Genomic DNA, 12902 nt, shown 5'->3' with positions numbered 1-12902 from the left:
CTCGTCGAGGATTTGCGCCCCTGTCTTGTACGGACCTCGCCAACCACATTTTTTTTAAAGCCTGCTCCAAAACGCTTAAACCGTCTGGACCAAGTTCGCTCCACTTGGCGAAATAGGCATGCACCGTGCGCCATTTCGGATATTCACTGGGCAGCATCCGCCACTGGCAGCCACTTTTTAGCAAATACAGCACGCCACAGAACACATCATATAGATCAACCGTACGGGGCTTGGTCTGTTTGCGTACACTTTCCAGCAAAGGACGGATCTGTTCGAACGCTTCCCTGCTTACATCACTGGGGTATTTCTTTCTCATGCCAAAAGTTTACGACATTTGGAAGATTGTGAACAGGTTCTCACAGGACGAACGCCTTTAGCAGGAAGCCGAGCAGCGCACACCCGGCAATTACATGAATGACGTTCGCCTTGAAGCGGAACAGTGCAATCGCTGCACCCAGGGCAATGAGCGCTGACACCCACTCGAACGAGCCTGCGAAACCTCTGGGCCATAGCACGTGGTAACCAAAGAACAGCGCCAGGTTCAGGATGACGCCAACCACTGCCGCCGTGATGGCCGTCAGCGGTGCGGTAAACTTCAGGTCGTTGTGGGTCGTCTCGATGAAGGGGCCGCCCAGCAGGATGAAGACGAAGGACGGCAGGAAGGTGAACCAGGTGACCAGCGTTGCCGCGACAGCACCAGCCAGAAACAGGCTGTCTGGGCCAAATACTGCTTTGACATAGCCGCCTACGAAGCCGACAAAGGTGACGACCATGATGAGCGGGCCGGGCGTTGTTTCCCCCAGAGCCAGACCGTCAATCATTTGGGTCGGCGTCAGCCAGCCATAGTGGCCGACCGCCCCCTGGTATACGTATGGCAGCACGGCGTAGGCCCCGCCGAAGGTCAGCAATGCCGCCTTGGTGAAGAACCAGCCCATCTGGGTCAGAGTGTGGCCCCAACCCAAACTGGCGGCCAGCATCCCTATTGGCACCAGCCACAGCAGGATGCCGATGAGCGCGACTTTCACCAGCTTGCTCCAAGCGAAGCGGGCATGCGCCGGCGTTGGTGTATCGTCGTCAATCAGCGCCCGGCCAAAGAACTTGTCCGCCTTGCCATGCCCTCCGCCCACCTTGAATTTGTCCGGCGCGATGCGCCCGCCGAAGTAACCAATCGCCGCCGCAATCGCCACGATGGCCGGGAACGGTACGTTGAGGGCAAAGATGGCCACGAAGGAGGCCGCCGCAATGGCCCACAACACATTGTTCTTCAAGGCACGCGAACCGATGCGGTGGGCCGCCTGGATAACGATGGCCGTCACAGCCGGCTTGATGCCATAGAACAGGCCGACCACCAGAGGGGCTTCACCAAACGCGATATAGACCCACGACAGCCCAATCAGGATGAACAACGAGGGCAACACGAATAGTCCCCCCGCAATGATACCGCCCCAAGTGCGGTGCATCAGCCAGCCGATGTAGGTGGCCAGTTGCTGGGCTTCCGGACCGGGCAGCACCATGCAGTAGTTCAGCGCATGCAGGAAGCGGCGTTCGGAAATCCAACGCCGGCGTTCCACCAACTCCTGATGCATGATGGAAATTTGCCCCGCAGGGCCGCCAAAACTGATGAAGCCGAGCTTCAGCCAGAACAGGAAGGCTTGCCAGAAGCTGACGTCCGCAGGGCGGTCATCGCTTGTTTCGTTTGTTGCGGTCAGGGGCGTGTTCATGATTTCGGGCCTTTCTCAAAGGAGGCCAGTAGTCCGTCAAAAATGCGGCTTGCCAGTGCCAGGAACTGGTCATCGTCGAGGACGGTGTCGCGCAAGCCGGCCAGGATGCTTTCGATGCCCGCCGCCTCCGACGGCTGCACGCCGCCCACGTCTAGGAAGTGCACCAAAGCTCCAAACCTTTTCAGGGATGGTGTTTCCAGGTTGAAGCTGGCAAGCAACACTTCGAAACTCACGCGCGCGCCGACGTGGGTGAAAGTAGCGCCGTCGAAATCGAACCCGAGTGCATCAGTCGGGCAGTCAGCCGGCGTTGGCAGCCAGAGCAGCTTGGCTTCGGGGTCGATGTAGCGGCGAATCAACCAGGCACAGGCCAGTCGGTCCACCCAGGGATGGCGTCGCGTTGCCCAGAGTCGCCCTCGGTAGTCCTGGATAGCCAAGCGGGCTATGTCCTCATTGACCGGATGTGGCTCATCGGGGGACAAGGCCCAGGCTGCCCGCTGCTCGAGGTCACGCAAGGCCTCGTCGGCCTGTTTTTGGGCTTCGCCGGGAAAGAAGTCGATGGCCACCAGGTTGGTAAACGCCTTGCGCAGTTTGCGGGCTTGCTTCAGGGCTTCATTGGCCGTGTCCGGGCTGACGCCCTTGCGTGCCGTTAAAATGTCACCTAGCAGATTGGCGAAGTCGGCACTGCGGTCGAATAACGTCACAAAGTAACCGTCACGGGGCTCTTCAAGGCGAACCACCAGTGCAGTCCCCTCCGCCGCACGAACGTCAGCGGCAACGTTGTCCAGTGTTGTCCGACAATCACCCCCCTCCGGCATCAGATAGACGCCGTCACGCAGGACTGCGGCGCCTGATGCCTTGAGGTTGCGCCAGGCACGCATTCGGGCCGTGGCGTTCTCGGTGGGGAGACTGGTAATGAGTGCAATCCATGTGTTCATGAATACACTCTACAATATGGTAGTTGTTTCTACAAATACGTTCTTATTCTACATTAATCGGCTTTGTCCTCCGCAGCGTGCCACAATCTGCAGAACGAATTCACTACCGCTACCATGAGCCTCCGAAATACTTCTTTCAACCCTGGCGTAGTAGCCGCGCTGGTTGCCGCCCTGCTATTCGGCGCAAGCGCCCCTATCGCCAAGTGGTTACTTCAGGAAATCAGCCCCCGGGTACTTGCCGGGCTTTTCTATCTGGGCTCTGGAATTGGCTTGCGCATTTATCGGCTAGTCACGCGCGCCCAACCAGTCTCGCTTCAACGAGGAGAGGCGGGTTGGTTGGCCGGCGCAGTTCTGAGCGGCGGTATCGTCGGTCCGGTTCTGCTCATGTTTGGCTTGACTGGCATGCCTGCCTCAGGGGCAGCGCTCTTGCTGAATGCCGAAGGCGTCTTGACGGCGCTACTGGCCTGGGTCGTGTTCAAAGAGAACTTCGACCGCCGCATCAGACTAGGCATGCTCGCCATTGCCTGCGGGGCGGTGATTCTGAGTTGGCCAGGCGAGGCCCGGTTCACCGGCGCGCTCCCGGCCCTGGCGATTCTGGGAGCCTGCTTGTGCTGGGCCATCGACAACAACCTGACCCGAAAGGTCGCGTTGGCTGATGCAACCTGGATTGCCGCCGTGAAAGGTACGGTGGCCGGTAGCGTTAACCTTGCGCTGGGCCTGGCAATGGGTGCCGCGCTACCCACACTGTGGGCCACTCAAGCCGCCATGGTGGTTGGCCTGTTGGCTTACGGGGTGAGTCTTGTCCTATTCGTGGTGGGCATGCGGCATCTGGGTACTGCCCGGACCGGAGCCTATTTCTCCGTTGCACCGTTCTTTGGTGCAGTGCTGGCGGTGTTGAGCGGAGAGCCCGTTACGCTACCGCTGCTGCTGGCGGGGGGATTGATGGCGCTGGGTATCTGGTTGCACCTCACTGAGCAGCATGAACACCAACATGCCCACGAAGCATTGGAGCACAGTCATGAGCACGTCCATGACGAACACCATCAGCACGCTCACGGGTTCGCGGTTATATCGGGCGCCAAGCACACCCATCTGCATCGGCATGAGCCCATACTGCACAGCCACGCCCACTTCCCAGATGCACACCACCAGGGGCACAGCCACTAAACGTTGGCTTGGAGTTTAATGTTTGACCGTTGAATCGGGTAAGCCGACATCTAAGCCGTCAAAGCCCAAGATCTGCTGTGGTCGAATTTTGCCATTGGCAGGCTCTTGAGAACGGCTGGTTTGGGCTGATACTTGCAGCTGAGGCGTTGAATGTCTCTTGCGAGTCGAATTGAGTCCGCCAGAGATAGCCATGCCCTGTGGAATCTGGTCCCCAATTCAAGAGCATTTTTGTGTGGACGTTGACCAGTAAAATGGCCGGAAATTTACGTAATTCATGGACATCACAAGCAAATCAGGTTTCCTAGCATTCGCAAGTCAATCAGGCCGTGTCCATAGGCGTGTATCTCGCGCTTAAATTGCGATTTCTCGTAGTTTTGAAGCCAAAGCTGTCGGGGTGCCCATGGGCATTCCCTGGTTCCAGCTCAAGGAACAGGCTAAACGGCACGGCATCATTGCCAGATCGTCCAACTACACCCTATACGCCAATATGAGCAATCGGGTGGTGGAGATTTTGCAGCAGTTCGCGTGTGCCATGGACGTCTATTCCTGCGACGAAAGCTTTCTGTCCCTGCCGATGGAGTCGATTGAAGGACTGACCCAATATGGCCTCAAGATCCGCAAGCGGATAACCGCGCAGCCACTTCTGCCACTCGATGCCCGCGCTCCGTCACCTGTTTGACTGCTTCAATCTTGAACTCTTCTGGATACTTCTGACTGCTCATAGACACCTCCACTTTGTTGCCAGTTTAAGGCTTCGAAGTGTCTAGAGAACCCGGGGCGATTCAAAGGGGCATTGATGGCTTTATGGAAATTTCGCCTCTTCCCCGCAAAATTCGCCTATACAATTTTATCGACCAAAGCATTGTTTATATTCCACTGTTTTTTTCTGAAAAATAGTCAAAGGATAGACACCAATGCTTTCCCCCGTTACAAACAAGTCTTCTTCCACCCCGATTTCTGAGGTTGAAATCCACGCCTCAGAATCTGGGGATTCTGTGCCAAGCACCCCTCGTTCCTCCCATGGTCAGCTCGGGGGCTTGCGTAGTTTGTCACAGCAGTCTTTGAGTGGGTCTTCAGGCCATCGTGAGTTGTCTGTTGGCGTCAATGCTGAGCGGCATCCCGATGCGACAGGGTCTGAAAACACACCGCCTTCCCGTGTCTCCAAGGCAAATGCATGCGCGTCGGCAGCGAAGTCGGTGATGGGAAAAGTCTCGTCGATGGCGGACGTCAGAACCTTGCTTTCTCGCGCCGATGATGCTGAATTTGTGGGGCAATTGCGAGGTGAGCCTGAGAAGGCTGCGCTGTTGGATGCACAAACTGCCGCAAGGGAAATCCAGCGAGTCTTGGCGAGCGTACCTGCCTCTTCTCCTGAGTTGATCGCGCGATCTCATGCGTTATTGACCACTCTTGAGGCTTCGACAAGTCATCATGCAGTGCATGCAGAGCAGATTCATGAAGAGATTACTCAATGCGGTGAGGCGTTGATGAGTTCCGCCATCCCGGAGGCGTCCAGGCAGCTCTTGTTCGGGTTGTTGAATCGCGCGGGTGCATCCATTGATACATGTGCATTCAAGCATGCGGCAGAGCATACAAACGGCGCCCAGATGCTTTGCTTGCATCAGCTCACCCAGAATGTATCCGAGCTGAAGACGATGCTCGAAGCGTCAGAGTTACCGCCGGGGTTGTGCGAAGCACTCGTCAAACGCCTGGATCAGGTGAACGCGGCGTTGGACGAGTTGAAGGCGGACAAGCCCCTTTTGAATCGTGGCGCCAAGGTGCTTGCCATCAACGCGCTGTTAGCGCCCTTGCCGCTGATCATTCCGATGATGAGCAAGCCGGTGCAGCGTAAAACGGAAGCGGAAATCGTGGCTTTGATTACCAAGGCCATGGTTGAGGGGATTGGTCTTGTTCGTACGCCAACGACGGGAAACTCGCTCCTGAAAGACCGTACGATGGCTCGATATTATGCGAATACGGTACAGGCCTTGGAGTTCGCGCTCCCGACGTTCGTGAGCAGTCTGCGCTCTTTAAACGAGAGTGTGCCATTCAATATTGGCCTTGGTTTGCTTTCGACCGTTGCTTTGTTTGGCGGTTTCATGTCCAAAGACATCACCCAGAAATTCAATCAAAAGTTCCGGGGGGACGCGCATCCGAAGCTTGCCGCAGAGGGGGTCGCCTTGTTCCGTTCCATGGGGCCGCTCGGTGAGCAGGAGACGGCGGCGTGTGAGCGCATGAAGGCTGTTTTGCAGACGGCTGCTGATAGTGTGGCGCGGGATAAAAAGTCTTTGCTTGATGCTAAAGAGTCATTCATTTCGGGTGGGCGAGAATTAAGCCCGTATGTCAGCAAACAAGTCACGCTTGCTGTAGATACTTATCAGCGCCTGGCGGATGAATTGAATAGTGTGATGGAAGTGCACGCAGAGGGGGCAATACTGGACAAAGACAGAAAATCCAAATTGGCATTAGCCCTCTTTGCCACAAGCGTGTGTGTGGGTACAACAGTGCTGATGTTACCCGACAAGATTGGCGTCGTTGATTTAGGCTCTGATGCTGCGTTTACCTCGGCATTGATGTTTAGCTTGATGGCCAATTCAAATGTCAGCCGTAAGGATGCGCTGGAGGAATTCAAGACTTTCGTCGGGCTCAGTCTGGTGATGTTGGCTTTGCTTGCCACCAACAAAGGTGCAAAAGATTTTATGGAAAAGGGTACAAACGGTTTGCTGATCGGCTCGATTACCATGACGGCATTGAATCTGACCCTCCCAGGGCCGGTGGGACATTATGCCGCTTCTGGAATTGAAAAGCTGATGAATCTGAAGCCATCCGATATGTTGAATGCGTTACATGGAATTGGTGATTGGGTTTATCAGCTATTTGCCGGTCATGCTGAAACAGCCCCGAAGTCCAGCGTGGTGATTGAAGAAATAGTTGAACCCGACCTTGAGCATGGCTTGGGTGCATGATGGATTCGTGTCTTTCTCCCACCAGCATTCGCAGTATTAATTGCAGCGTGGATGAGGCTATCAGGACATCGTGTGACTGGGCATACCGCGTTTCTTCGGCACCAGGCGGTATTTTTCGCTTCTATTCCAGGCGCGTCACCACAGTTATTTAACCTGCTGGGTTTTTGGGTAAAGTATCAACTGGTCACAAAGGCGATATTCACTTTATTAAGTCATTTGAACGATGGCTTGAAACGAAATAGGAAAGGGGCTGTTTATGCCATTAAATATTTCTTCCGTGGGTTCTACCGGGGTAGGGGATCTGAGCTTCAATAACTCAAGTTCTTCTTCGCCGAATCTGAATAGTGATCATAGCAATATGCTCATGCAGACCGGGTTCGAGCTGATTGCGCGGGGGCTGCAGGAGAAGCTGCGCTCGACGGACGGTTCGCAGGGCGCCAACGGCACTTCTGGCACGAATGCTACGGATAGCGCGCAGAACTCCCAGAAATCCTCTGGCATTGATTAGTTTATCCAGTTGCTGCAGCAGCTTCTGGATTTGATGAAGTCGATGAAGGGGCAAGGTGCGGACCAACAGAATAACGGCAACAATCAGAGTGGGGGCAAGTCTTCCAAGCTTGAGAATCTGCTTTCGACCCTGATTGACTTGGTGAAGGAACTGCAAGGGAAGGGCGCTGGCTCCATGGGCACGGGTAATTCTGCAGGCTCTGGTGATACCAGTGGGGCGGGCAATACGTCGGGCGCTGGCAGCCCCTCTGGCGCGGGTGACACAACTGGCACTGACGATGCATCAGGTTCCGGTAACCCGACTAGCGCATCTGGATTTGCACTCGTGCAGAATCGGGCGTATGACAAAGGGGCATCGTGATGATGCCCCTTTTTATGTTTGGACTCTAAACTACCGTTTAGCTTACATCATAGCGATTGTCGATGTGCGAGCCTTCCGCAAGGTGTTGCGTGCCCAGTTGTACGCCGAAATTGATCCCCGTACCGGTTTGGGTGGTGACGCGTTTATAGGAACGCAAAGAGTAGGGCTTTCTGTTCTCTTTGGCATTCCACTCTGCTTCATTGGTATTCAAGAATGCTGAAGACATTTCTTGCGTCAGGCTGGCTTGTGATTCCGGTGTCTGGCGTTGCGCCAAGGCTTTGCAGGAGTCAAGCATATTGATTCTGGCCACTGCATCTGGTGTCAGCATGTTACGCGCGCCATAGGAATGCATGGGGGTGGATTGATCCTGAACTTCGTGCAGGAATTTTTCCAAATTCGCTTTTTCCATGGAAACTTGTCTGTTCTCGCCGCGTGCTGTGCGGGCCTGGCTCCACCTGTCGAGTTGTGGTGTAACGTGGTCTGCAAACGCATGGGCGTTCTGATATTCCTCCTCTATAAAGGAAACCGGCAGCATTCGGCCTGATTGGTAGACAGTTTCACGGCGCAGGTTGCGCCCGGTATTCAATACATCAAGGGATGCACTCACGCCCAGGTCTGTATTGCCGGAGCTTAGGGTGGCAGCCGAAGCGTTAAGATTGAGCCCGGCCCCGATTTTTGCGCCAATGCCGGCCTTGGCACTCCAGCCCTTGACCTGACGGTCTATCTTCATCACGCCGGTTGCATCCTGATAGTGCCTGGTTTGCGAGCTGTTTACCTCTGTACTGACACCGACCCCGGCCGTTGCGCGAGCAAAGGGAACTTTTACTGAGGCGCCACCTTCCAGACTGAGGCCATGCCGTGTGTGTGCTTCGCTTGCCTGGCCGATGCGGTTGACGACGAGCGTTGGAAATTCTTGCAGCAGTGTGGGGAGAAAGCCCGCTTGTCCGCTTGCGCTGGTGTGAGAGGATTCTGGCGTGGCAGGCGTTGCAGTGGGCCCATCCAGAAGCCGGTCAAACAGTTTGGCGAATTCGGCACGAACCTCCGGCACCGGGCGCCCGATGCGCGGAATGCGCAGGGAAATCCCTTCGATTTCTGAGGTTTCTCGCCCATAGAGGACGGCATCTGCCCCCCCACCTGCTTTGGCAATGCCCAGGTTGGGGCCAACAGATCCGCCCAGTCCGAATTGATGAGCACTTTGACGCTGGCGACCGATCACGATCTCCATGTCATAGGTCGTCATGGCGATTTCAAATACAGCATGATTGCCGATCTGTTTGCGTGCATCAATCCGTCCGCGGATGAACAACCCACTCACCAAGCTGGAAAGTGTAGCCGTCACCTGCCGCAGGCCCACACCCAGAACGCCGCCACTACTTAGCCTGAGCCGTGATGAGCCATCCATTTGTTCGATCACATCTTTCATCGCAAGCCTGAATTTCTCTTTGTCAAAGTTTTCGATTCTTGTGTCTTTGCCATAGGCTTCGATGTGGGCTTTCTTCAGGCTTTCTGAAATCGCGGCTTTGTGTGCGGCATCCGCTTCGGCTGCACCGGGTATCGAGTGAGTTTGGGTTTCCTCGAACCATTGCTTGAGGACTTCCATGCTCATGATCTGACCTTCAAATGCCTGAGTCTGTTTGTTCAGCGCCTGGGCATTAATCGGGGCGTTGTTGGCCGGGCTGCCGTACTGATGAATCAAGTCATTGACGCGCACACGAACATCAGCAAGCGCCTCGGGCGTCAGTTTGTATCGATCCATACATATGTCCGGTGGCAGGGCCTGGCAATGTGCCAGGACGGCTGCGCGCACGATGGAGCTTGATACGCGACCCGCCCCCCCCGCGTGTGTATGAGGCGCGTGTGCCATCAGCAGGGCTTGCAGGTCTCCGCTCGCCTTCTTGATGTGCTGATCAAACGCTTTCTGGTGCCGGGTCAATGCAGTTGCGCGCTCCACCTGTTGGGTGCCGTGTCTTAATGCCCTGAACGCAGAGTTCCCGGACAAAGGGTTGCGCAGATGGATGCATGTGTCGTTTTCTGCCCGCGTGATCCATTTGCCGGTTTTTTGTAGCCATGAATTGATTTTGGCCAGATTGGATTTCGGGCCGGATTCGTATAGCTCATTGCGTACGGCGTTGAATGCCCATGCATGATGGTGTGCATTGATTTCATCGCCTGCCAAGCGCGCAGACGCACACAGAATCGCTTGTCCAGGAATGCTGTGTGACAAGGAGGTCTGTTGCAACGCCGATAGGGGAGAGTGGTAGGGGCTTGTCGTGGGGGGCGAAGGTGTATCGGCGTCGTGTGGCATGAGCGCTTGCGCAGGTAGTACCGAAATCGCCTTCAGGAGCGTGGTGAAATTCCGCTTCTGCGCTTCTGGAACGGCTTTTCCAAGAATCGCCTGCAAGACATCGAATCCGCTGGGCGTAGTGACCAGTTCCCGTGCGACATGCCATGCCATGCTTGAATCGGCGGATTGTTCGGATGCGCCTTCTTGCCTGCTGTTCCATGCGTCTGTAATCGCCGACACAGTATCCAGATTGCGCAGCGTATTTAGTGCCTCCAATGCGTGCGCAGCGTTACCCCCTGTTGCTGCGGCCAATGCCTGCGTAATCAGTACGGCCGGGGCGCCAGGTAAGCCTTTAGGCGCCGTGCCCGAGGCTGCACGGGCTGCTTGTTCGATTGCATGGGTAAGCGTGGTCGTGATGTGGGGTGAGCACGATTCGGAGGGGAAGTGCGTAGAAACAAGCACAGACATATCCGGGGAGGCGCTTCTCATGGCATTGATGAAGGCATAGGCCGGATCTGTTTTTTGATGGGCAAGTTCTGCCAGATTGTTCCCTGACGCTCCACTTTGTTTTCGGGCTTGTTGCAGGATACCCGTAAGCGGTGAGTTGGTGCGTGTCACGAGCAGATGCTGGACTTTCTCCAAGAAAGCAAGAAAATGTCCACGGCTATTTTCAGGCAATGGCTGGCATAGCAATTTCTTGATACCGGGATTTTCAGCCGCGTGTGCAGTCAAAAAAGCAGCAAGGCGCCAAGCGTCAGTCTGATTGCTGCTTGCCATCTCGGGCGCTCCTGGCTTGTTTTGCAGACTCGTCGCGATGTCTTGCAGTGGATCGAAATGATCTAATCCACTGATTAGTGCGGTACTGTGTGATGCATCGGCATTCGTGAGCGATGCGAGGTATTCAATGAGCAAGGGGCGGATTGTTGCAATTTCGTTTGCACTCAACCCTTTTTCTAACGTATCCAATGCATTTTTTAGGAGCAATTTCGACAGCCAGCTTTGAGGTGTGTTGCCAAAGTGGATATTGATCAGGGCGTTCAATTCCAGGGGGCTGGGGGAGGAGGTTCCCTCGCCATGAGGGGCCACATTGACCTCTAGTTGTCTCGGAGGGTGCGTTGGCGGTTTATTGCGTACATCAATCTGCGTTCTCCAGCTAGGTGGGGCACTGGTATGCACTTTGGGTCTTACGCCCAGTTTGTTGTCGCCGACATTTCCTGTTTTGCTGGAGACAGGAGTGTCAATTTGGTATTTACCCAAACCAATCAGACCACGCGCTTTTCTGAAAATGTTCATATGTATTTACCTTTTTTCATGACTGGATTGGTATCCAGAGAGATCGTGCCAAATAAAGTTAGGGAAGGGGGAAATGTTCTGGAAGATTGCATGGGATGTATGACATCTGTTCAGTCGTCAATAGAGAGGTGAAGCCTGTGCTTTGAGTGATTTTCGCAACAGACGACATGCCTTCGCCTCAAGCGTGCTCGGGAGATGACTGGTGTATGCGCACTCGGTTCATCTGGTGTGCCTGTACAGAGACTCTTGTTCGGAAAATGATTTGATGTATTGTGGATTGGTTGGAGTCTTGGCTTTAGACTTTTCTATTAGTATCTTGCGTGCCTGATGTAATAAACGCTCAGACTTTTGAAGTAGAGATGTGTTTTTGGCATAAAAAAACTCCCACCCGGGATGGAATCCATAGGTGGGAGTCTGTATTTAGAATGCTGAAAATAGGGTCTTATGAGCCGAGTAACTGAGCGCGTAAGCCCCCACCTTGGCCAACTCCTCAGGGGTGTCGGTCACGGTGATAGAACCCGTCGACGCCGACATGGCCATGTGCCCCACTTTGGGTGTGAGCATGAATTGCTCCATCACCTCATCTGATACAAGAGGGGTTGTGTACTGTTCCCGATGACTCTCATTCGGCAAAGCCAAAGCACCCACTCAAAAACCGAGCAGGAAGGTTAGCCACCTGGGTAATTTTCAACGCGCACTACTCAAGCCAATCGGGTCCTATTGTTCGCGCACCAACATTGAAGGTTATCAAACGCGAAATCAAGGTGTGATTCCCGAACCTAGAAAACAGTCGCCTGTTTTTGGGTGTATTAATTGCTAGGCAAAATGTATATTTTTTCAATTTGGTGAATTGTCTGATCTGTTTTTCAAAGCTAAGGGGGATGTCGTGAATAAAGTGCTAGAGTGCTTCGGTTACAAGTCATCATCAGTTGTTGATGAAGCAAGCAATGCTCATGAGCGTACGATAAGCAGAGAGTCGGGTGAGGCTCGGACTCATGTGCGAAGCCAAGCTGCACACATCGGGTTGCGACCCCATTCGTCATCTGCGCATCCGTCGAGCACAGAGCCCCAGCCGAAAAAGCGTAAGGATGGAATTGCGACACGGATGCGTCAGTTCGCTGCACGTAAATAAATTCGGTAATCCCCCGGCTTTGCCGGGGGACTCGCCAGGTTTGACCGTGTGATACGGTGACCTAGAAGCTTCTGTCTCGACCAAGAGATAGGAGTTTCCAATGCAAGAGTATCAGAGCCTGAGCCATACGACGTGGGACTGCAAATATCATGTGGTGTTCATTCCGAAGAAGAGGAAGAAGGCGATCTTCGGAGCGATTCGCAAACATCTAGGCCACATGCTCCATGAGTTGGCGTGTCAGAAGGAGTGCAAGATTCTAGAAGGGCACTTGATGAGTGATCACATTCACATATGCATCAGCATACCGCCGAAGTACTCGGTGGCGAATGTGGTGGGTTACATCAAAGGCAAGAGTGCCATCTCGATAGCGCGTCGGTTCAATGGGCGAACCCGGAACTTTGGTGGTGAGAGTTTCTGGGCCAGAGGGTATTTCGTCTCAACGGTGGGGCTGGACGAGGAGATGGTTCGAGCCTACATCCAACACCAAGAGAAGGAAGACGAGCATTACGACCAACTAAAGTTGGGCATGTGACGGCCGC

Annotated in this window: 9 protein-coding genes and 3 pseudogenes; 6 read left to right on the top strand and 6 right to left on the bottom strand. The window is 54.5% G+C overall.

Annotated features, from left to right (window positions below):
* The 3 genes and pseudogenes from B145_RS28205 to B145_RS0116120 all read right to left on the bottom strand — a co-directional run.
* Nucleotides 1–316 (bottom strand): annotated as a pseudogene (locus tag B145_RS28205) (transposase); the annotation flags it as partial.
* Between the two features lie 40 nt (nucleotides 317–356).
* A complete protein-coding gene (gene chrA, locus B145_RS0116125; RefSeq protein ID WP_018608677.1) occupies nucleotides 357–1721 on the bottom strand; it encodes a chromate efflux transporter in 1365 nt (454 codons plus the stop codon).
* Complete coding sequence (locus B145_RS0116120; RefSeq protein ID WP_018608675.1) at nucleotides 1718–2656, bottom strand: chromate resistance protein ChrB domain-containing protein; 939 nt, start codon at nucleotides 2654–2656, stop codon at nucleotides 1718–1720. The genes chrA and B145_RS0116120 overlap by 4 nt, the downstream gene beginning before the upstream one ends.
* 114 nt (nucleotides 2657–2770) lie before the next feature.
* On the opposite strand from B145_RS0116120, the gene B145_RS0116115 reads away from it, so the two are divergent.
* Nucleotides 2771–3823: a DMT family transporter gene (locus B145_RS0116115; RefSeq protein ID WP_018608673.1), complete on the top strand. Its 1053-nt coding sequence runs from the start codon at nucleotides 2771–2773 to the stop codon at nucleotides 3821–3823.
* Nucleotides 3824–4223: 400 nt separating this feature from the next.
* Nucleotides 4224–4400: pseudogene (locus B145_RS29390) on the top strand (Y-family DNA polymerase); the annotation flags it as partial.
* 49 nt (nucleotides 4401–4449) lie between these two features.
* On the opposite strand, the pseudogene B145_RS29385 reads toward B145_RS29390, so the two are convergent.
* Nucleotides 4450–4545, bottom strand: a pseudogene (locus tag B145_RS29385) (transposase); the annotation flags it as partial.
* Between the two features lie 192 nt (nucleotides 4546–4737).
* Between B145_RS29385 and B145_RS25945 the strand changes: the two are divergent.
* The 3 genes from B145_RS25945 to B145_RS0116095 all read left to right on the top strand — a co-directional run bounded on the left by B145_RS25945 (nucleotide 4738) and on the right by B145_RS0116095 (nucleotide 7654).
* The gene (locus B145_RS25945; RefSeq protein WP_157288463.1) at nucleotides 4738–6786 is read left to right on the top strand and encodes a hypothetical protein; all 2049 of its coding nucleotides are present in this window, start codon (nucleotides 4738–4740) and stop codon (nucleotides 6784–6786) included.
* A gap of 256 nt (nucleotides 6787–7042) precedes the next feature.
* Nucleotides 7043–7294, top strand: coding sequence for a hypothetical protein (locus B145_RS0116100; RefSeq protein WP_018608669.1), 252 nt, complete (start codon nucleotides 7043–7045; stop codon nucleotides 7292–7294).
* 33 nt (nucleotides 7295–7327) lie between these two features.
* Nucleotides 7328–7654: a hypothetical protein gene (locus tag B145_RS0116095; RefSeq protein ID WP_157288462.1), complete on the top strand. Its 327-nt coding sequence runs from the start codon at nucleotides 7328–7330 to the stop codon at nucleotides 7652–7654.
* Nucleotides 7655–7691: 37 nt separating this feature from the next.
* Here the strand turns inward: B145_RS0116095 and B145_RS0116090 are convergent, their stop codons facing one another.
* On the bottom strand, nucleotides 7692–10715 hold the full coding sequence (locus tag B145_RS0116090; protein WP_245541881.1) for a hypothetical protein: 3024 nt from the start codon (nucleotides 10713–10715) through the stop codon (nucleotides 7692–7694).
* A 936-nt stretch (nucleotides 10716–11651) separates the two neighbouring features.
* Nucleotides 11652–11795 carry a hypothetical protein gene (locus B145_RS28740; protein ID WP_157288461.1) on the bottom strand — a complete coding sequence of 48 codons (144 nt, stop codon included), beginning with the start codon at nucleotides 11793–11795 and terminating at the stop codon, nucleotides 11652–11654.
* A 668-nt stretch (nucleotides 11796–12463) separates the two neighbouring features.
* On the opposite strand from B145_RS28740, the gene tnpA reads away from it, so the two are divergent.
* Nucleotides 12464–12895 (top strand): IS200/IS605 family transposase, encoded by a 432-nt coding sequence (gene tnpA, locus B145_RS0116080; RefSeq protein ID WP_018608665.1) that lies wholly within the window; start codon nucleotides 12464–12466, stop codon nucleotides 12893–12895.
* The last annotated feature ends 7 nt before the right edge of the window (nucleotides 12896–12902 follow it).

Origin of the sequence: Uliginosibacterium gangwonense DSM 18521 (genome assembly GCF_000373965.1) — a bacterium.
In the GTDB taxonomy this organism is placed as follows: domain Bacteria; phylum Pseudomonadota; class Gammaproteobacteria; order Burkholderiales; family Rhodocyclaceae; genus Uliginosibacterium; species Uliginosibacterium gangwonense.
This window is presented reverse-complemented; position numbering and strand designations above follow the sequence as displayed.

Excerpts from the sequence above, each read along its gene's own strand:
- chrA (WP_018608677.1), bottom strand. The coding sequence starts at position 1,721 with ATGAACACGCCCCTGACCGCAACAAACGAAACAAGCGATGACCGCCCT.
- B145_RS0116120 (WP_018608675.1), bottom strand. The coding sequence starts at position 2,656 with ATGAACACATGGATTGCACTCATTACCAGTCTCCCCACCGAGAACGCC.
- B145_RS0116115 (WP_018608673.1), top strand. The coding sequence starts at position 2,771 with ATGAGCCTCCGAAATACTTCTTTCAACCCTGGCGTAGTAGCCGCGCTG.
- B145_RS25945 (WP_157288463.1), top strand. The coding sequence starts at position 4,738 with ATGCTTTCCCCCGTTACAAACAAGTCTTCTTCCACCCCGATTTCTGAG.
- B145_RS0116100 (WP_018608669.1), top strand. The coding sequence starts at position 7,043 with ATGCCATTAAATATTTCTTCCGTGGGTTCTACCGGGGTAGGGGATCTG.
- B145_RS0116095 (WP_157288462.1), top strand. The coding sequence starts at position 7,328 with ATGAAGTCGATGAAGGGGCAAGGTGCGGACCAACAGAATAACGGCAAC.
- B145_RS0116090 (WP_245541881.1), bottom strand. The coding sequence starts at position 10,715 with ATGGCAAGCAGCAATCAGACTGACGCTTGGCGCCTTGCTGCTTTTTTG.
- B145_RS28740 (WP_157288461.1), bottom strand. The coding sequence starts at position 11,795 with ATGCTCACACCCAAAGTGGGGCACATGGCCATGTCGGCGTCGACGGGT.
- tnpA (WP_018608665.1), top strand. The coding sequence starts at position 12,464 with ATGCAAGAGTATCAGAGCCTGAGCCATACGACGTGGGACTGCAAATAT.